Raw genomic sequence first — 19,005 nt, forward strand, 5'->3', positions numbered from 1 at the left:
TCGTTATACCCGGCTGGTGCCCTCCCCTAGCACCTTCCCTTGTTGTCCTGTGCTCCCTGACTTCCGTACCGTAGGTGTCCATGAAGGTTCTTGCAGCGATGTCCGGCGGCGTCGACTCCGCCGTGGCCGCAGCGCGCGCTGTGGAGGCCGGTCATGAGGTGGTGGGCGTTCACCTGGCGCTCTCGCGTATGCCCGGGACCCTGCGCACCGGCTCCCGAGGCTGCTGCACCATCGAGGATTCCTCTGACGCGTGGCGGGCCTGCGAGGTGCTGGGCATCCCGTTCTATGTCTGGGACTTCTCCGAGCGGTTCAAGGCCGATGTGGTGGACGACTTCATCGCCGAGTATGCGGCCGGCCGGACGCCGAATCCGTGCATGCGCTGCAATGAGAAGATCAAGTTCGAGGCCCTGCTGGACAAGGCGATCGCGCTGGGGTTCGACGCCGTGGCCACCGGCCACTACGCCAAGATCATCGAGGGCGACGACGGCAGCCGCCAGCTGCACCGCGCAGCCACCTGGACCAAGGACCAGTCCTATGTGCTCGGTGTGCTCAATGAGCACCAGCTGGCGCATTGCATGTTCCCGCTGGGCGACACCCCGTCCAAGGAGCTGGTGCGCGCCGAGGCCGCTGAGCGCGGGCTGTCGGTGGCCAGCAAGCCGGATTCTCATGACATCTGCTTCATCCCCGACGGCGACACCCGGGGCTGGCTGGCCGAGCAGATCGAGATGGAGCCCGGGCCCATCCTGGACGCGACGGGAACCCAGATCGGTGAGCACAGCGGCGCCCAGGCCTACACGGTGGGCCAGCGGCGGGGCTTGAAGCTGGGCCGGCCGGCCCCCGATGGCAAGCCGCGGTTCGTGCTGGAGATTCGTCCTAAGGAGAACACGGTGGTGGCAGGCTCGCAGGAGCTGCTGGAGATCGACCGGATCACCGGTGTCCGGCTCTCCTGGGCAGGGAGGCCGGTGGCTGAGGCAGCCACCGGGGAGTGGTTCGGCATCGAGCTGCAGATCCGCGCCCACGCCGACCCGGTGCCTGCCCGAGCCCGGGTAGAAGAGTCCGACGACGCCGGCCAGGCGGTTGTTCCGACTCCGTCGTCACCATCTTCAACCGGCTCCGAAGTTTCGAGCATGCCCGGTCCCCACCCGCCTCAATTGATCGTCGAGCTTGCTGAACCGCTCAAAGGGGTGGCCCCCGGGCAGACCGCGGTGATGTACCAGGACACTCGGGTGCTGGGGCAGGCCACTATTGCCACGGCCCGGTCCAGGAACTACCAGCCCCTCTGAGCCTCCGACTGCAGCAGCGTTCACCGACGGCCCGCTGTCTGTTCATCCACACGCAGCGCCCGGGAATCGACTGGCCGATTATGCGCATAATTCACCCGGAATTGTTGAGAATTAGCGACATACTCGGCCAGTGAGCAGAGCGGGTGCCCCACACCAGCTGCCCACTGACCCACGCACACGGCTGTTGTGTTCAGTAAGCTGGTCTCATGAGTACTGATCCGCGGGCAGGGGATGCCGCCAAGTACGTAGATCCCGATCTGATGGCAGAACTGCTGGCAATGCGTTCCTCCATCGACAATATCGACGCCGCGCTGGTGCACCTTCTGGCGGAGCGTTTCAAAGCGACTCAGCGGGTCGGGGTGCTCAAGGCCAAGCACAAGCTCCCGCCGGCAGATCCTGGCCGCGAGAAGGCACAGATTGTGCGGCTCAAGCGTCTTGCCGCCGATGCGCATCTGGATCCGGAATTCGCCGAAAAGTTCCTGAACTTCATCATTGAGGAGGTCATCCGCCACCACCAGGCCATCTCGGAGACCGCCGCTCCCACCCCCACGGATCCAGATGCTCCCTTCGACTGGGCTTCGCAGAAATGACCGGGCCGATGGCCGGTGGCCGGTCTCCGCTGCACCGCTCTTCGGGCCCTCTCTCCACCGGCTCATCACCGGGTTTGCCGAGCAGGGCGCTGTGACTGTTCGTTTCGCAGCCCCCGGGGTGTTTCCCGGGCGGGATTTTCGGCGCGCAGCGGAGTTGATGGAGTCCGAGCTCACCGCACCGCATCATTCGGCGCTGCTGGAGCTGCCCGGGCGCGGACATCGCGGCTCGCTGCTGGGCCGGTCGGTCGCACGGTTGAGTGAGCTCTATGCCGAGCTGACCTCCTACGGCTGGCGGCTGGTGCAGCGTCCCGGAGCGGATCATCTGCGTGCCGCCACACTGCTGGGCGCCGATGTGGACACCCTGGCCGATGTGCGCGGGGAGCAGGCCGGACTGGACCACGACGACGCGCCCGCGCCTCTCACCCTGGAGGTTCTGGGGCCGGTGAGCCTGGCCGCGCAGCTGCATCTGCCCACCGGTGAGAAAGTCCTCATCGACCACGGTGCGCGCCGGGATCTGGCCGAATCTCTGGCAGCCGGCCTGGCCGAGCATCTGCGGCATGTGCGCCGGTCGGTGCAGCCCTCTTCACTGACCGTTGCGCTGCTCGAGCCGGACTATCTGCGCGTTCGCACCGGCGAGGTCCCCACCGTCAGCGGCTATCAGACCATCCGGTCGCTGCCACGGGATGAGTCCCGTCAGCTGCTCGGTACGGTGATTACCGCGGCACGGCAGGCCGGTGTCGATGAGGTTCTCCTCGACCTGGGCTCTCCGATGGAGCCGGAACATGTGGAGGACTTCCGCGGGCACAGCGGCAGCACGGTGGACGGGTTCGCCCTGACGGTGCACCGGGCCGGAACTCCGGACTGGGAGCGCGCCGCGGAGCTTGTCGAGTCCGGGGCGCAGTTGCTGGCGGGACTGCTGCGACCAGGTGCGGGTCCGGCTGGAGGTGCTGTGCTGCCGGAGGTCTCTCAGCTGACCGCACGCATTACCGGCCCCTGGCAACGGCTGGGGATGCCGGCGTCGTCGTTGTCTGCTTTTACGGTCACCCCCTATGGGACAGCTCACCGGCACCTGCCTGCGGAGATGAGCGAGGCCGCCGCCATGCGCGCACTCACCCGCATGCGCGACACCGCCGAGGCGCTCACCGATCACGCGACTGCTTGAGAACGTGATGAGTGGCTATTGCCAGGCTGTGTGATCACGCAGGGCATCCGCTGGAATTGCCCACCAGCCGTTGCCCATCGGCATCGTCTGGGCATTGCTGGTGATGACATACCCGCCGACGACGCGGTCGCCGTACTGATCTCTTAGCGCCCTGAGGCCTTTGGCCGCGTCTGCGCGCACCGATGATCCGGATTTCACCTCAATACCGAGGAGATTGCCGCCGGTGTCTTCGAGAACGAGGTCGACTTCGATTGCACGACCGCTTTTGACCTGCCGCCAATGCCAGAGCGTGGATCGGGTCTCTGCCCACATACAGTGCGAGGTCAGCTGTTGAGCCACAAACGCCTCGAACAGTCCGCCGCGCACCCGGTCAGGCTGCTGCCCCACATCTGAGACATTGTGGGCGCGTGCGGAGAACGCGATATCTCCTGGATAGGCCTTTGCGGTGGTCCGGGGTGTCTTCTTCGCAGGCGGGCGCAGGTTCTGCAGCTCTGTGATGAGGAATCGACGTTCCAGCACATCGAGGTACCGGTCCACAGTCCGCGGGTCGAGTCCGACCTCCCTGCCGATGACTTGGACTTTCAGCTCACCAGCAGGATGCCGGAGCACATAGTCAAGAACCCGCCGCGCGTTGCCGACGTCGAAACGCTCATCGGGCAACACGTGGTCGGTCAGTATGGCATCCATCGCCGCAGCCAGTTGGTCCCGCAGCAGTGCGCGGCTGAGCTTCATGGTACGGGTGCGCGGCAGCCCCCCGTACAGGACTGCGTCATGCCACCAAAACGCCTCCTCGGCACGATGACCCAGACGAGGCTGTGAACGAAACATCTGATCGACTACCGACCAGCCCTTCGGGTTCGAGCTCAGCAGCTCAGCCTCCGTCAACGGCGGGAGGGTAAAGGTCATGGTCCGGCCCGCCAGCGGATCAGAGCCGCCAAGCCCGCTTCGGCCTATCTGCGCTGAACCGGTCAACAGCGCCTGCACGCCGTCGCCGGTCTCGTCGAGATAGTTCTTCAACGCTAGCGGAAGCTCAGGAAGGAGCTGGGCCTCATCAACGGCAAACGGTTGGGGAAGCGCCCGCAGCCAGCCGAGGACGTCTTGCCGCGCCAGGTGTAAGACGTCCGTGTCCGCGAGACTCACAGCTGCCGCGAGAACTCCTTGTTCCTTGAGTCGCTGGATAAGACTGGTCTTGCCCACTGAACGTGCACCGTGCAGCACAACCACCGGCATAGCACCCATCGACTCAACGATTCTGTGTTGCAGAGACCGCTCAATATACATGCTTCAAGTGCACCACAACATGTTGATAACTTTCAACACCTAATGTTGATAACTTTCAGCATTAAGTGTTGATAACTTTCAACACTCATTAGACTTGACGTGCAGGAAGAACGTAGGGTCCAGCAGGGTCAGGTAGGGGTCGCCGGAGAGCCCCAGTGCTTTGGCGAACGCGGGTTCGGTCTTCAGGCCTGAGGCTTTGAGAACCTTGATCTGCTGGCGGAGGTCTCCGCCGTGGCACTGCAGGAGCAGGTACTCGGCCACCAGGTGCCGGAATGCGCGCTGTTGGCGCAGTGGTACTGCTTGGATGAAGAACTCCACCGGATACTGCTGGGTATCGAAGGCCACACACCACGCGCCGGGCTCTGTGCTGTGCTCCCATACCTTGAATCGGGGCATCTCTGAGAACCTGGCGTAGAGCTCGTCGCGTACTGCTTCCGGGTTGACCGTGTGGACCAGAACGTCCAGGTCAGATCCCGGGAGGTCAACGTTCAGCGGCACTGTGCCCGCCAGCGCCCATTCCTCGACGCCTAGGAGACTGTCAACGCCAAGCTGGTCAAGTGTCTCGGCGGCCGACCGTTGGCGCCGGTACCCGTTCCGCAGGTAGTCGGCGCTCAACAGCTGATGCTCGACCTCTTCCACAGACTGGGACACAGCTCTACCCTACTCACGCTGTGCTGGACCTGAGCTGATGCGGTGCTAAGTTCCTCTGCTGCGACCGGGTATGGTTAGGCGCTCATAGCGCCTCGTACTGGAGCCATTTCTCCTGCATGGCCCGGCCCAGGTCGACGCCCTCGTTGCGGGCGAGGAGCAGGAGCATGCCCAGCACATCGGCGCATTCGGTGGCCAGCGCAGCTTCTTTCTGCTGAGCGCTCAGGCCGCGCTCCCGGCCCATCCCCTTGAGGTCGATGAACGCCTGCACCAGCTCGCCCATCTCCTCCTGGAGTTTGAGGATGAACCACTCATCAGTCCGGTCGATCCCGAACTGCTCGGCATATCCGTGGGAGATCTTCTCTACGCGCTCTGTCAGCTCTGCGATGTTCATCTGGCAAGCCTTTCATGCCGAACCCTCAGCCAACTGCTGCCGGGCGAAGGCGCGGACACTGTCGGGGGTGTGGAGGCCGTGGAGGATTTCCTCCTTGGTGAACCAGCGGGCTGCCTGGACTTCGGCCTCGAGTGCGGTGAGCCCGGCGCCGTCGTCCCCCACCAGCAGGTACATCAGGTCCATGTGAATGTGCTCGACGTCCTTCTGCGATTCAGGGATGAGCTGCGCCGCCATGGCGAAGGGTGTAGGCAGCTGCGCCTCGGTCTGGGTGTCAAGCCCTAGGTCCAGCGTATGCGCCCCGGCATGCTGGGCATCCAGCCCGGTCTCCTCCCGGACCTCGCGCACTGCGGTGTCACCGGGGAACTCATCGGGATCGACGTGGCCGCCCGGCGGCAGCCAGAGGCCCAGCGTGTTGTGGAAGATCATCAGCATCCGGCTCCGGTCCCGGTTGACCACATAGCCGGTGGCCGTGAACTGCTTCTTCATTCCCGCCGCATACTCCATCAGCCCATTCATCGCTCTGAAGAGTACCCGCAGCTGTGCGGCAGAACGACGACGGCGCACCGGCCCCTGATAGGTTCAACCGATGATCGACCTTCGAGGGCTCTACAGCAGGTATCTCCGCAGCTCCGCCGCGCTTCTGGAGCAGCTCGGGGTGCACAAAGACGTGCTGCACAACGACACCGTCTGCCTGCAGGTGCCGAGCAATGACCGCTATACCCAGGTCAAGGAGGAGCTGGCCGCATGGGGTGAGCTGATCTGTGAGAGCGAGGTCAACGGCCGGCTGATCGCCGTCTTCGAGCTCCGCAGATCCCTGGAGACCGACGGCTGGGCTCCGAGCTTCGTCGAACTGCCTCAACCGAAGACCGGCACCGAGGGTGAGGGCATCAGGCACCTGCAGTTCGTGGTGCGCACCGGCATTCAGAGTTTCCGACGCCGCCACCGGCACCTGGACTTCGATAACCGCGGCAATGCCCGGAACCGGCTGCTGGAATTCACCGGAGCCAGCGTCGTCGTACGCTTCCATGACAAGAACATGGGTGCGGTCATCGAGCTGGAGCAGAGGGACGCCGAATCCCACGCTCCGCGGTCACAGCACCCGCGACATCCTCGTCCACACCGATGACAGGCAGGCAGCGCCCCGTGCTCTGATCTCTCAGAGGAGGGTGTGATGTCCAGAACCGCGATTGCCGGGTTATCCACAGGATGCGGGGCCCTCTTCCAGACCAGGGAGACGTGCCGTAGATTCTGTGGCATAGGCATTGAGAGTTAGGGCAGAATGGAGGCATGTACATGTCGGCTGAAGTGATAGCGATCGTGATCGCTGCCGCCAGTTTGCTGGTGACACTCGGCGGCGGTTTCTTTGCTGGCTTCGCCTGGGTGATCCGGCGAATGGACGACCGGTTCGACGCGTTCAATGACAGCGTCAACGCGCGATTCCACGGCGTCGACGCGCGGTTCGAGAGTGTCAACGCGGGGTTCGACAAGGTTGACGGACGGTTTGACAAGGTTGATGAACGGTTCGACAAGGTCAACGAGCGTATCGATGGGCTGCGGGGCGAGGTGACCGAAGTGAAGATCGCGGTAGCGCGCCTGGAGGGCCCCCGGCCGAATCTGAGTGTGCCCCGCTGATCATCGCTCCGACCATCTCGCCCGCAAACTCATGGAGGCATCATGCCAGTCCTCAGCTACGAGTCTCACCTGCCCTTTGCCCGAGAGGACGTCTTCAGCTGGTATGAGCGGCCCGGTGCGCTGGTCCGGCTCCATCCTCCATTCGCCGGAAGGGTGGTCGATGAGCCCACAGATGGCCTGAAGCCCGGCTCAGAGTCCACCCTGGGCATCAATCTTCCCGGTCTGCTGGGCACCAGTCTCAGTGCCATCGCTGATCTGCTGGGCAATGCCACCTCACTTCCGCTGCGCAGCTGGGTCAGGTGGCGAGCCCGGCACACCGACTACCAGCCCGGCCGCTCAATGACTGACGAGATGCTCTCCGGTCCTGCGAAGTCTTGGCGCCACGAACGGCACTTCGAGGACGACGGCGCCGGCACGGTGCTCCGGGAGACGCTCACCTACCAGCTGCCGGTCACCGGACGGCTGCCCGGGGCGGGACAGGACGTCATCCACCGGCAGTTCGAGACGGAGCTGAGGCGCATCTTCGACTTCCGCACCCGGCAGACCACCGCTGACCTGGCGTTCCACCAGAGTCATCACGGACTGGACTCACAGCAGAAGGGCAGCGGCACTGCGGCTGCTGGCCTGGGCGTCGTCGCCGTCTCCGGGGCATCGGGGATGATCGGCAGGCAGGTGTGTGCACTGCTCGGCGGGGCAGGGATCGAGGTCCGCACACTGGTGCGCAGCACATCCGGGGCCGCAGATTCCGCGCGCGGGAAGATCAGCTGGGACCCGGATGCCGGCAGGCTTGATCCGGCAGATCTGCGCGAGGTGGATGCGGTGATTCACCTGGCGGGCCATCCTCTGATGGGGCGCTTCACCGACAAGCACAAGAAAGCGGTGCTGGACTCCCGGGTGGAGGGGACCACACTGATCGCTGAAGCCTTGGCCGCGCTGGAGCGGGAGGATTCCCGCGGCCGTGCGCTGGTCAGCGGCTCCGCGATCGGATTCTACGGCGCATCCGCTGAGCACCGTGAGCACGGCCACCAGATTCTGACCGAGGAGCACGGTCCTGGCACTGATTTCCTGGCCGATGTCTGCAGGCAGTGGGAGGAGGCGACCTCCCCGGCCCAGGAGGCCGGAGTGCGCACAGCCCTGATCCGCACCGGCATCGTCCAGTCGCCCTTGGGCGGAGTGCTGGCCCAGATGCTTCCCCTCTTCGCCGTCGGTGCCGGAGGGCCGCTGGGAGATGACCAGTACCAGAGCTGGATCAGCATTGACGACATCGCCTCGCTGATCGTCCACCTGGCGCTGAGCCCCGGTGCCGAGGGCCCTGTCAACGGTGTGGCCCCCGAACCTGTCACCGCCAAAGAGTACGCCCGGACCCTCGCGGCGGTGCTGCGCCGGCCATCGGCCATCCCGGTTCCGGCCTTCGGCCCCCAGCTGCTGTTGGGCAAGCAGGGGGCCAAGGAACTGGCCCAGGCAGATCAGCGTGTCAGTGCCGAGAAGGCATTGGGCGCCGGCTACGCGTTTCGGCACCCCGCTCTGCCCGAAGCACTCCACCACCTCCTGGGCCGATGAGCGCTGATAGCGTGGTCCCGCCACGCCGCTGGGCACTGCCTCATCAGCTAAGACCACAGTCTGCACCATAGACTTCCCACCTCTTACAGTCTGTGAAAGGGAGCTCGAGGATGCTCTTGACCTGGATTTTAGTCTCAGTGATAACGTTCAGCCTGGCCGTCGCGGTGATCGGCATCGTTGGCATCATCCGTGACGGAAGACGGATCAGCACCGTGGTCTACGCCATTCTGGGATTCGCCGCTGCAGTGTTCTCCTTGGGGTTTCTGCTGTTCGAACGGGGTCACCCAGCACTGCTCTTGGGGGTCGGCATCACAGCCCTGATAGTCCTGGTTCTGGGCAACATCCTGGGCTACCCTCTCTTGGTGGTTTTCCTCCTCTGGAGTGGCCTCACCGTTCTGCGCAGAGAAAGCCGCACTCTGGGTAATGCATTGGCTCTCCTTGCGGGGATCAGCCTGATCGCCCTGACGGCCACCCTGCGGCTGCTCGAGCCCCAGGGCACGGTGCAGGATGACCCTGCCTACATGATCAGGTACGGGGTGCATTTCGCTGTGGCGCTGGTGGTGGCGTACGTCGGTTTCGCCTTCGCGGCGTTCATCATCGCCTCACTGCTCTACAGGTGGCGGCCCAGCAGGGCTACGCCTGAGGCAATCGTCGTGCTTGGGGCCGGGCTCATCGGCGGTCAGGTGCCTCCGCTGCTGGCGGGCCGGCTGAAAAGGGGCTTACAGGTTCAGCAGATGTTCGGAGGAACCCCGCTGATCATCACCAGTGGGGGTCAGGGTCCCGATGAGCCGGTGGCGGAGGGCACGGCGATGCGTAATTACCTGATTGAGCAGGGGGCACCGCCTGAGCGGGTGGCAGCCGAGACCCAGTCCCGCAATACCGTCGAAAACCTGCGGTTCTCCGCGGAGCTGCTCTCAGGGCCCAGCAGCCCTATGGTAGTGGTCACCAGCAGTTATCATGCTTTCCGCGCCGCACTGCTGACCCGCTCGCTGGGCATGAGAGCGCATGTGGTCGGGGCCCGCACCGCCTGGTACTTCCTGCCCAGCGCTCTGCTGCGGGAGTTCATCGCGGTGGTTCGAGACCGGCCGAGACTCCACATTGTCTGCGTCCTGCTGCTGGTCGCCTTTGCCGCACTGTTCACCATCATCCTGGTGCCGGCCATGGTCCCGCCTGAGTATGCGCCTGGATAGATGCACAGCTCACAGCCTCCTGCGCCCCAGCTGTCCGTCCGTACGCGCCAGGTGGCCCCATCCGTTCCCTGAAATCTGTATCAGCAGTTCGGCGCAGCTCCGGCACGGTGTCCACTGGGTGACTACTGCACGGACAAGGTCCTCTACACCGTCCTCTCACCCGCCAGAAGGCCCTGGGCGGCGGGCAGTTTATGCCGGCTGCGGCAGTTCGCAGCGAGGACACGGCTGAGGACCGTTAGATTGTTCGGCATGGAACGCACACCGCTGGTGCATCTAGATGGCTCCCCCATCCGGGTCCTCATCGTCGACGATGAACCGCTGCTCAGAGAGCTTCTGACCATGGCGGTCAGGGCCGAAGGCTGGGAACCGCATACGGCATCCGACGGCCAAGGCGCTCTCGCCCTTGTCCGCGACGTCGCACCGGATCTCATCGTGCTCGACGTCATGATGCCTGGGATCGACGGCATCGAAGTGGTCTCCCGGCTGCGCGCGCGTGACAACGATGTGCCGGTGCTGTTCCTCACGGCCAAAGACGATGTCTCCGACAGAATCACAGGGCTCAGCGCCGGCGGGGACGACTATGTGACCAAGCCCTTCAGCCTCGAAGAGGTCATCGTCCGCCTGCGCGGCATGATTCGCCGGAACGTACTGGTCGCCTCAGTGGCCGACCCTGTGCTGATCGTCGGTGATCTGATGCTCAACGAGCAGACCTATGAGGTCACCCGCGCAGGGACGCCTCTGGACCTGACTGCCACCGAGTTCTCCCTCCTGAGGTACCTGATGGAGAATCCCAGGGCAGTTCTGAGCAAGTCCCAGATCCTGGACCGCGTCTGGGAGTACGACTTCGGCGGCAGGGCCAGCGTGGTCGAGCTCTACATCTCCTACCTGCGCAAGAAGCTCGAGGCTCTGGGACCGCGGATGATCCATACCTTCCGCGGCGTCGGCTATTCGATCAGGCCCGCCGATGAGTGATCTCAGCCCATCGGGCTCTCAGCCGGCCCGCGGTACCGGCGGCGCACCGGCCATCAGGCGGTGGCCTCTGAAACGGCAACTGGCCGCTGCCATGGTTGCTCTCATGATCGTCGCCGTAGTCGTCATCGGCAGCATCAGTGTGGGCACCCAGCACCAGAGTCTGCTCAACCGTCTGGACGACCAGTTGAGGATCGCCTTGGACCTCAACACGATCACCGTGGTCGATGCCCAGTCTCAAGGACTGCTTGGCGGTGCGGCTCCTCCTCCGAATGGCGCTGAGACTCCGCCCTCTGAAGCAGACCAGCCGGATCCGGGCGGATTCCCGCCCGGCGAGGTCGGCCCAAGGCCGCAGCTCGGATCGCTCTCCGTAGTGATCCTCAACGGCGAGCCGCTGGTTGCCCGAACCGTGGACGAAAGCACAGGGGCCGTCGTCGAGCTGACGGAGGACCAGATCGCCCAACTCGAGGCAGAGGCCGGCACTGCCGCTGACCCTTCCCAGGTCGAGCTGGTAGGCACCGGCGGCTACAGGGTGGCCGCCGAGCACATCACCGGCCCCGAGCACAGCGCTACGGTGATCGCCGGACAGTCGTTGGCAGAGGTCACCCGGACTGTGCGGGATCAGATACTGGTCTTCATCCTTGTGGCAGTCGCCACCATCACCGTGACCCTGCTGATCGCACTGTGGCTCATCCGGCTCGGCCTGAGGCCGCTGAACCGGCTGGTGGGCGTGGCCTCGAAAGTCAGCCGCACGCCCCTGTCCTCCGGTGCTGTGACGCTCAGTGAGAGAGTGCCCCGTGCGGATGCGAGCCCCGGCACCGAAATCGGCGAGGTCGGGCAGGCTTTCAACACCATGCTGGACCACCTGGAGAGCTCACTGCAGGCCAGGCATGACGGAGAGGAGCAGCTGCGCCGGTTCATCGCCGACGCCAGCCACGAGCTGCGCACTCCGCTGGCCTCGATCAGGGGCTATGCAGACCTCGCCTCGCGCAGCAGCGATCAGCTGCCGGATTCGGTGGGCCGCGCATTGGGGCGCATCGGCTCGGAGTCGGTACGGATGACCGGGATGGTCGAAGACCTGTTGCTGCTGGCCCGGCTGGACTCCGGGGCCGCCCTTCATGAGGAGCCGGTGGCTCTGGCAGGCGTCGTAGTGGACGCGTGCAGCGATGCCCAGGTCACTGGGCCCAAACACCAGTGGGTGATCGAACTGGACGACGACGCCGCCGGGATAACTGTTGACGGCGATGCTGACCGGCTGCACCAGGTGATGACGAACCTATTGAACAATGCCAGGGACCATACTCCGGCAGGCACTGCAATCACTGTGCGTCTGAGCACCAGGGGGACCTCTGAGGCGGTGATCGAGGTCGAGGACAACGGGCCCGGGATCCCCGAAGAGCTCCAAGGGCGCATCTTCGACCGGTTCGTCCGCGGTGATGACTCCCGTTCCCGCTCAGCCGGAAGCACGGGCCTGGGGATGGCGATCGTCGATGCGATCGTCAGGGCCCACCGGGGGCAGGTCGAGCTGGACAGTTCGCCTGGGATGACCCGGATCACTGTGATTCTGCCGCTGCAGCCAGAGCCTGTGAGTCCTCCGCGGGCACCATAGGCTCCTCTGCGGGTTGCGCAGCTGAGGTCTGCGCAGCCGGTGATGCCTGCGGGTTCACCAGTACCCGGCGGGGGTGACCTGACGATCCGGTGACGATGTATCGAGGCTTCTCCGCCACCACCGGCGGATGATGCTCGCAGGCGGCTCCAGCGGAGCTCTCAGCCTCCAGGTCGGGGATGAGGGGCTCCGCCGCAGGATCCTCCGACTCAGGTTCGGCGGCAGTGTCTCTATCCGCGGCAGCGGTGGGGGCGCTGTCCAGTGCCTCGCGGACGATCCGCCGCGGATCGTACTGCCTCAGGTCCCAGGACTCCCACTCGTTCAGTGGCACGCCCGTATGGGTCTCAGCCCGCTTGCGAGCAGACTCCATAAAAGATCGGAAGGCCCGCAGTGTCTCAGTGAGTCTTTTCGTGTAGTACGGCAGCCGCTGCGGACCGACCAGGACCGCGGCGAGCACCCCGATGATCAGCAGTTTGTCGAATGTCAGGCCGAGCATGCGAGCTCCTTGGGTCGATCGGAGAGGGCTTTGAGCTGGCGTCTGGCTGCAGTGCGGTCATGCAGCCATGCGATACCCCACGCGGTGACGAACAGGCCGGTCATGGGCAGTGCGACCAGGACCATGGACAGCACATCAGCGGCCGGGGTGGCCAGAGCGCTGAAGGTCACGATCACCACCACACTGATCCTCCAGCTTTTGGCGATGGATCGGGCCGGGAGGACTCCCAGCAGGTTCAGCACCACGATCACCGCCGGCAGGACGAAGGCCAGACCCGTGGCGATCACGATCTTCATCACGAAGTCGAAGTAGTAGGAGGCCTGGAGCAGGGTGCTGTCCTGATCAGAGCCGAAGCTGGCCAGCACCTCCACCATATGGGGGAACAGGGTCAGCCCGGTGAAGGCTCCGGCGAAGAACAGCGGCAGCGCCGCTGCCACGAATCCCAGTGTGTAGCGCCGTTCTCTCCTGGTCAGGCCAGGGTTGAGAAAACCGAACAGCTCGCCCAGCCACACCGGGCTGGAGAGGACGACGCCGGCGAACAGGGCGATCCTGATCCGCAGGTTGAACGCGCTGGTGATGCTGTCGTAGTTCAGGCTGGCCTCACGCGACTGGGCGAGTTCGGCGATGGGCGCCCTGAGCACATCGAGGACATTGTCAGAGAGGATGTACCCGATGATCGCTGCAACCACCAGAGCCACCGCCGCACGGACTGCTCGGCGTCTGGCCTCCAGCAGATGCTCTGCCAGGGGCATTGCCCCGGCGGCGGTGGCTGAGGTCATGACACGTAGCCGTTCTGATGGCTGGTCTGCGACTCAGCCGGAGCAGCCTCCGGAACGGAGCTGACGGCCGGGGTCGTCATCGTGGGGGCAGGGTCAGCGGTCTCTTCGACCTCGGACTTCAGGATCCGCACCGACTGGCCGACGCTTTTGGCCAGTGCGGGCAGTTTGGTCGCTCCGAAGAGCAAAAAGACGATGGCCAGGACGATCAGGGCGTGCCAGCCTGTGAGGTTCTGCAGCATGATGGTTCTTCTCCTTCTCAGTGGTGAGGTGATGGGTGTGCGTGGCAACGCGGTGGCTGCTCAGGGTCGGAGCGTCCGCTCAGCGGTTGGGACCTCCGGAGCCACCTCCTGGGCCGGCGTCGCCGGGTCCGGGCCCGCCAGGAGCCTGTTCGCCTCCCGGGGGTGTTTCCCCACCTGGGGCTCCTCCGCCGGCGGAGGGCGCCGTCGTGGTGTCCACACGGACCACCAGTGAAGCGGTGTATCCGGTGGAGAGGTCTCCGCTGACGGTCGCCATCTGCAGCTCACCGCCGTCCTCGCCGAAGACGTTGTCGGTCTCCACAGTGATCTGGGAGAGGTTCTGGGCCGATCCGGAGTATTCGGAGAGTTCATAGACGTCTTGGCAGACTTCTTCGGGGAAAGCCAGCTGAGAGGTGGCGATGGCATTGGTGTAGTCATCGATGGATTCGACGTCCGGGTAGACCTCGAAGTGGATATGCGGCCAGCGGCCGGTATAGCACCCGGGGAAGATCGAGGTGAAGGTGACGATGCCATCGGCGTCGGCGACCTGGACACCGCGCAGGTAGGACTCATCCTCCAGACCTTCGGAGTACATGGAGTAGCCGCCCTGTGCGTCGCAGTGCCAGGCATAGACGGCCACGCCCTCGAAGGGGGTATCGCCGTTGGCCATGTCCAGGACGGTGAAGCTGAAGGTCAGCGCAACTCCTTCGGCGGTGCCTCCGCCGTCGATGCTGGAGCGGATGTCCTCACGGACTATGCCGGACTGTTCCAGCACGTCGGGCCCATTGGACCCGTCCCCGGGGTAGGGGCCTGCGGTCTCTTCGGGGATCTCGCCGTCGGGCAGGTCCTCGGTACTCACCGACGCGCCCGAATCGGCACTGGCAGAACTGCTGGAGGCAGAGCTGCTGCTGGACTGGCCCGCCGAGGCAGCGGCGGAGCTTCCGGAGCTGTCAGCGGGGGCACATGCGGCCAGGGTAGCTGTGCCGACGCCGACCCCGACCAGTCCTATGACACCGCGCCGGGTGATCAGGGTCTGGATGTCGAAGGGTGCGCCCTGATCGACGACCTCCTCGTCGGTGCGGTGGAGCAGCCGGCCCTCATATGCGGGTCCCTGCGGGGTGTGGGTGACATCGGGAAAGCGTGCCATGGGGTGGTTCCTCTCTTGTTCCAGCTTCTTGGGATGCTGAAAGCATGAGGGGCTTGGCCATGGTGGAGCTTTGGCGAGCCTATGAATCTGCTATGAGCGGTCTTCGGCCCAACGCACTGCCGGAGCGATCCCCGTCGAAAGACCCAGCTCGCAGCGGTAATGTGGAGCACAGCATGACTGACTCAGACTTTCACTTCTACGAGCCCCGAGCAGGCCATGGACTGCCGCACTCGCCGTTCAATGCGATCATCGCCCCGCGTCCGATCGGATGGATTTCCACCCGCAGCCCGGGCGGGGTGCTGAATCTGGCGCCTTATAGCTTCTTCAACGCGTTCAACTACGTCCCGCCGATCATCGGGTTCGCCAGCAACGGTGCCAAGGACAGCCTGGCCAATGCCGAGGCCACCGGGGAGTTCTGTTGGAACCTGGTCACCGGTGATCTGGCTGAGGCGATGAACACCACCTCTGCAGAGGTGCCCGCCGGGGTCGATGAGTTCGCCCTGGCTGGGCTGACCCCGGCACAGTCCCGCACTGTCAGCACTCCGCATGTGGCCGGGGCCCGTGCGGTCTTCGAGTGCCGCACCAGCGACATCGTGCCGCTGCGCAGTGCTGCGGGTGCGCCCACAGTGACCACAGTGGTCTTCGGCGAAGTGGTCGGGGTCCACATCGACCGGGCTCTGCTGAAGGACGGCATCTACCAGACTGCCGCAGCTGGTCCGCTCCTGCGCGGCGGTGGACCCGCCGCCTACTTCACCATCGGCGAGGAGAACCGGTTGGAGATGCGCCGGCCTCCATCAGGCCAGTAGCGCAGTCATCGGGCCCTGTTGCGCAGCTTGTCTGTGCTGGCCTCTGGGCGCAGGTCGAGCCGACGCAGCAGCTGGGCGTTGAGGGCGACGACGACCGTTGAGACAGACATCAGGATCGCGCCGATGCTCATCGGCAGTACGAACCCGGCAGGTGCCAGCACACCTGCGGCCAGGGGTACGGCGGCGAGGTTGTAGCCGGCGGCCCACCACAGGTTCTGCTTCATCTTCCGGTACGACGCTTGGGAAAGCTCGATGACCGAGAGCACTGAGCGAGGGTCGGAACTGGCCAGGATCACCCCGGCCGAACCGATGGCCACATCAGTACCGGCGCCGATGGCGATGCCCACATCAGCCTGAGCCAGGGCGGGTGCGTCGTTGACACCGTCGCCGACCATAGCGACCTTTCGGCCTTCGTTGTGGAGCTCGGCGACTTTCGCGGCTTTGTCCTCCGGACGCACGCCGGCGAAGACCCGGTCGATGCCGAGATCTTTGGCAACGGTATCGGCTACTGCTTGGGCGTCGCCGGTGATCATTACCACCTGTGAACCGGACGCATGCAGTGCCTCAACGGCGTCATGGGATTCGGGCCGGATCTCATCGGCAAGCTTGAGCGCTCCGATGACCCCGCCGTCGGCGAGGACGTGGAGGATGATCGCTCCTTCTTCGCGCCACTGGTCGGCGATGGCCAGTTCGTCCTGACTCTGTTGTTCGAGCAGGTAGGGGCCTCCGACCTCGATGACCGCGCCCTCGACGGTGGCTTTGACTCCGACCGCCGGGGAGGACGAGAAGTCTGTGGCTCTGGGCACCTGGAGTTCACGGGTGTTGGCGGCGCCCACGATCGCCCGGGCCAGCGGGTGCTCACTGTCGGACTCGGCGGCAGCCGCCAGCGCCAGCACCTCGTGCTCAGTGCGGTCGCCCACCGGGTCAACTCCGGTCACCGTCGGCTCGCCTTTGGTCAGCGTGCCCGTCTTGTCGAAGAGCACCGAGTCCACCGTGCGCATTGATTCCAGGGCGAGCCGGTCTTTGACCAGCACGCCGCCGCGGGCGGCGCGTTCGGTGGCGATGGAGACCACCAGCGGAATCGCCAGTCCCAGGGCGTGGGGGCAGGCGATGACCAACACGGTGATGGTGCGCACCACCGCGGCATCGGGCATGCCCAGCAGCGCCCAGGTCAGGGCGGTGACCAGGGCCGCGCCGAGGGCGAACCAGAACAGCCAGCCGGCTGCGGTGTCAGCGATCCGCTGGGCACGGGAAGAGGAGGCCTGGGCATCGGAGACCAGTTTCTGAATCCCTGCCAGCGCAGTGTCGTCTCCGATGGCGGAGACCTCCACGCGCAGCCCTGAATCAGTCGCCACGGTGCCGGCCACCACCTGTTCGCCGGTTTCGCGGCGCACAGGCTTGGACTCACCAGTGACCATGGACTCGTCCATGCTGGCGCTGCCGTCGACAATGGTCCCATCGGCCGGTACCGAAGAGCCCGGGCGGACGATGACCACATCACCGAGGCCCAGATCAGCGGGGGCGACCTTGACGACGGTGTCGCCGTCGACCTTCTCCGCCTCATCGGGCAGCAGAGCGGCCAGCGAGTCCAGGGCGGAGGTGGTCTGGGCCAGCGAGCGCATCTCGATCCAGTGGCCGGCCAGCATGATCACCACCAGCAGGGCCAGTTCCCACCAGAAGTTCAGCTCATGGTCCAGGAGGTGCAGGCTGGCACCCCAGGAGGCGATGAACGCCACGGTGATCGCCAGACCGATCAGCAACATCATCCCCGGCTTGCGGGAGCGGATCTCACTGACCGCACCGGTCAGAAACGGCCAGCCGCCCCAGAAATAGATGACTGTGCCCAACACCGGGGAGACCCACCACACCCATTCGGCCTCGGGCAGGTGGTAGCCGACCAGATGGGCGAACATCTCGTTGAACCCCACCACCGGCACCGCCAAGACCAGCATGATCCAGAACAGTCTGCGGAACTGGCCGACGTGATCACTGTGGTCCCCGTGGCCCGAGTGCCCGGCATGACCGCCATGCTCATGATGGCCGTTCTCACCCGTGTGGTCCTGCCCGTGCCCATGACCGGCAACCCCACTGTGCTGCTCGTGCCCTGGGTGATGATCGACAGCGGTGCCGCCGCTATGCCTGTCATGTCCGGAACTGTCATGCACGTGATGCGGATGGTCGTGGTCTGCCATTGCCGGGACTCCTCTCTCGGTGTTTTCCGACACCATACCACATACCCCTATGGGGTATATTTTGAGAGCAGTAGTTGGGTGCTGGAGCCGAAGCAAGGACAACTGGGCACCTTGGCGTTCCGAGGTGGTCGTATTGAGGGCTCACCAGCTCTGGACAGCAGAATTCTGGCGCGTGATCAGACCCCGGCGCCCTTTGAACATGCCTACGACCGTCGAGACACCCGAGACACTCGCTCTCCGCGAGCTTCTCGACGCGCGCCACGATGAGTTTCAAGCGCTCTTAGCAAAGTACGCGGCAACGCACACGAAGGTAGCGACATTGATATCCCCGTTGACATGGCCACGGCGTTGAGCAAAGAGTCAGCAGGTAACCCTCATACTTCAATGCTTCAGCAGCGACATCGGTTTTCGAGGTGTGAGCAGTACCCCTCTTGCCGGAGCTTTACCCTGTGTGCTTGGCAAGCGGACGGTAATGTTATGGGTCCGCGGGAAAGGCGAGTCTGAACAGCTCTGTGTGATGGAGAAATATGCCTGGCACAGGCCCTATCCACATAGCCCAGAGGGCAGCTGATCAAGAGCCTCTCCGGGCCGCCTCCGCTCCTTCGCCATCTAGGCCCCGGTTAGCACGTCTTTGATCATTCGGTGGCCCTGGGCTTCGAAGTCTTCATCGCCGACCTGGAATGCCCACACAGCTGTGCCGATGGCAGCTCGGACACGCTGGCGGAACCAGGCAGCAGGCTCACGGGGATCAGCCCCGTACCCGCAGAGGAAGGCCCCCTCCGATCCCGGATGCCACCGAAACTCCTGGGCCGCCAACCGCTCAAAGTCCTTGGCCGCAGGCCGCAGTGCGGCACGTCCGAAGTCGATGCCTCGAATGGTGCCGTCCGCGTCAACCAACCAGTTGCGAGCCTTCCAGGCAGATACGTGGTGACCAGGAGATCGGCAGGCTCATCGGCGTGCAGCAGACGCGAGGTGCGGCACTTCCGAGCCAAGGGCGCAGTCCACTCCCGGTGAGCACCGATCTCCCGGCCGAT

At 64.8% G+C, this 19,005-nt stretch carries 20 protein-coding genes; 10 read left to right on the top strand and 10 right to left on the bottom strand.

Going from position 1 to position 19,005, the window contains the following annotated elements:
- Positions 1–80: 80 nt before the first annotated feature.
- The 3 genes from mnmA to DVO78_RS06935 all read left to right on the top strand — a co-directional run bounded on the left by mnmA (position 81) and on the right by DVO78_RS06935 (position 3,035).
- Positions 81–1,283 (top strand): tRNA 2-thiouridine(34) synthase MnmA, encoded by a 1,203-nt coding sequence (gene mnmA, locus DVO78_RS06925; protein WP_120004092.1) that lies wholly within the window; start codon positions 81–83, stop codon positions 1,281–1,283.
- 206 nt (positions 1,284–1,489) lie between these two features.
- A complete protein-coding gene (locus DVO78_RS06930) occupies positions 1,490–1,873 on the top strand; it encodes a chorismate mutase (protein WP_120004093.1) in 384 nt (127 codons plus the stop codon).
- A complete protein-coding gene (locus tag DVO78_RS06935; RefSeq protein ID WP_120004094.1) occupies positions 1,842–3,035 on the top strand; it encodes a uroporphyrinogen decarboxylase/cobalamine-independent methonine synthase family protein in 1,194 nt (397 codons plus the stop codon). Before DVO78_RS06930 ends, DVO78_RS06935 begins: the two co-directional genes overlap by 32 nt.
- A 15-nt stretch (positions 3,036–3,050) precedes the next feature.
- On the opposite strand, the gene DVO78_RS06940 is transcribed toward DVO78_RS06935, so the two are convergent.
- From DVO78_RS06940 to DVO78_RS06955, 4 genes are all read right to left on the bottom strand, one after another.
- The gene (locus DVO78_RS06940; protein WP_120004095.1) at positions 3,051–4,316 is read right to left on the bottom strand and encodes a DUF4143 domain-containing protein; all 1,266 of its coding nucleotides are present in this window, start codon (positions 4,314–4,316) and stop codon (positions 3,051–3,053) included.
- 78 nt (positions 4,317–4,394) lie between these two features.
- Positions 4,395–4,967 (bottom strand): DUF4269 domain-containing protein, encoded by a 573-nt coding sequence (locus DVO78_RS06945; protein WP_120004096.1) that lies wholly within the window; start codon positions 4,965–4,967, stop codon positions 4,395–4,397.
- Between the two features lie 82 nt (positions 4,968–5,049).
- The gene (locus tag DVO78_RS06950) at positions 5,050–5,358 is read right to left on the bottom strand and encodes a pyrophosphohydrolase domain-containing protein (protein WP_120004097.1); all 309 of its coding nucleotides are present in this window, start codon (positions 5,356–5,358) and stop codon (positions 5,050–5,052) included.
- A 12-nt stretch (positions 5,359–5,370) separates the two neighbouring features.
- Entirely contained in the window at positions 5,371–5,874 is a 504-nt protein-coding gene (locus tag DVO78_RS06955; protein WP_120004098.1) for an NUDIX hydrolase, read from the bottom strand.
- Positions 5,875–5,944: 70 nt separating this feature from the next.
- Between DVO78_RS06955 and DVO78_RS06960 the strand changes: the two genes are divergently transcribed.
- The 6 genes from DVO78_RS06960 to DVO78_RS06985 all read left to right on the top strand — a co-directional run bounded on the left by DVO78_RS06960 (position 5,945) and on the right by DVO78_RS06985 (position 12,318).
- Positions 5,945–6,484 (top strand): VOC family protein, encoded by a 540-nt coding sequence (locus DVO78_RS06960; protein WP_120004099.1) that lies wholly within the window; start codon positions 5,945–5,947, stop codon positions 6,482–6,484.
- A 167-nt stretch (positions 6,485–6,651) separates the two neighbouring features.
- Positions 6,652–6,990, top strand: coding sequence for a response regulator (locus DVO78_RS06965; protein WP_120004122.1), 339 nt, complete (start codon positions 6,652–6,654; stop codon positions 6,988–6,990).
- Positions 6,991–7,032: 42 nt separating this feature from the next.
- Positions 7,033–8,550 (top strand): TIGR01777 family oxidoreductase, encoded by a 1,518-nt coding sequence (locus tag DVO78_RS06970; RefSeq protein WP_120004100.1) that lies wholly within the window; start codon positions 7,033–7,035, stop codon positions 8,548–8,550.
- A gap of 116 nt (positions 8,551–8,666) precedes the next feature.
- Entirely contained in the window at positions 8,667–9,740 is a 1,074-nt protein-coding gene (locus DVO78_RS06975; RefSeq protein ID WP_202912118.1) for a YdcF family protein, read from the top strand.
- Between the two features lie 249 nt (positions 9,741–9,989).
- A complete protein-coding gene (locus tag DVO78_RS06980) occupies positions 9,990–10,712 on the top strand; it encodes a response regulator transcription factor (RefSeq protein ID WP_120004102.1) in 723 nt (240 codons plus the stop codon).
- Complete coding sequence (locus tag DVO78_RS06985; protein WP_120004103.1) at positions 10,705–12,318, top strand: sensor histidine kinase; 1,614 nt, start codon at positions 10,705–10,707, stop codon at positions 12,316–12,318. The genes DVO78_RS06980 and DVO78_RS06985 overlap by 8 nt, the downstream gene beginning before the upstream one ends.
- Here DVO78_RS06985 and DVO78_RS06990 read toward each other — a convergent pair.
- The 4 genes from DVO78_RS06990 to DVO78_RS07005 all read right to left on the bottom strand — a co-directional run bounded on the left by DVO78_RS06990 (position 12,263) and on the right by DVO78_RS07005 (position 14,973).
- A complete protein-coding gene (locus tag DVO78_RS06990) occupies positions 12,263–12,811 on the bottom strand; it encodes a twin-arginine translocase TatA/TatE family subunit (protein WP_120004104.1) in 549 nt (182 codons plus the stop codon). The genes DVO78_RS06985 and DVO78_RS06990 overlap by 56 nt on opposite strands.
- Positions 12,799–13,590 (bottom strand): twin-arginine translocase subunit TatC, encoded by a 792-nt coding sequence (gene tatC, locus DVO78_RS06995; protein WP_120004105.1) that lies wholly within the window; start codon positions 13,588–13,590, stop codon positions 12,799–12,801. Before tatC ends, DVO78_RS06990 begins: the two co-directional genes overlap by 13 nt.
- Positions 13,587–13,829, bottom strand: a complete 243-nt coding sequence (gene tatA / locus DVO78_RS18150; protein ID WP_120004106.1) for a twin-arginine translocase TatA/TatE family subunit — start codon at positions 13,827–13,829, stop codon at positions 13,587–13,589. The genes tatC and tatA overlap by 4 nt, the downstream gene beginning before the upstream one ends.
- Positions 13,830–13,908: 79 nt before the next feature.
- A complete protein-coding gene (locus DVO78_RS07005; RefSeq protein ID WP_120004107.1) occupies positions 13,909–14,973 on the bottom strand; it encodes an intradiol ring-cleavage dioxygenase in 1,065 nt (354 codons plus the stop codon).
- 173 nt (positions 14,974–15,146) lie between these two features.
- Between DVO78_RS07005 and DVO78_RS07010 the strand changes: the two genes are divergently transcribed.
- Positions 15,147–15,779 (top strand): flavin reductase family protein, encoded by a 633-nt coding sequence (locus DVO78_RS07010; RefSeq protein ID WP_120004108.1) that lies wholly within the window; start codon positions 15,147–15,149, stop codon positions 15,777–15,779.
- 5 nt (positions 15,780–15,784) lie between these two features.
- Here DVO78_RS07010 and DVO78_RS07015 read toward each other — a convergent pair whose 3' ends face one another.
- Together DVO78_RS07015 and DVO78_RS17730 are read right to left on the bottom strand one after the other, a co-directional pair.
- Entirely contained in the window at positions 15,785–17,971 is a 2,187-nt protein-coding gene (locus tag DVO78_RS07015) for a heavy metal translocating P-type ATPase (protein WP_202912119.1), read from the bottom strand.
- A 609-nt stretch (positions 17,972–18,580) separates the two neighbouring features.
- Positions 18,581–18,868 (bottom strand): hypothetical protein, encoded by a 288-nt coding sequence (locus tag DVO78_RS17730; protein WP_202912120.1) that lies wholly within the window; start codon positions 18,866–18,868, stop codon positions 18,581–18,583.
- Positions 18,869–19,005 lie beyond the last annotated feature (137 nt).

It is taken from the genome of Nesterenkonia muleiensis, assembly GCF_003600155.1.
Taxonomy (GTDB): domain Bacteria; phylum Actinomycetota; class Actinomycetes; order Actinomycetales; family Micrococcaceae; genus Nesterenkonia; species Nesterenkonia muleiensis.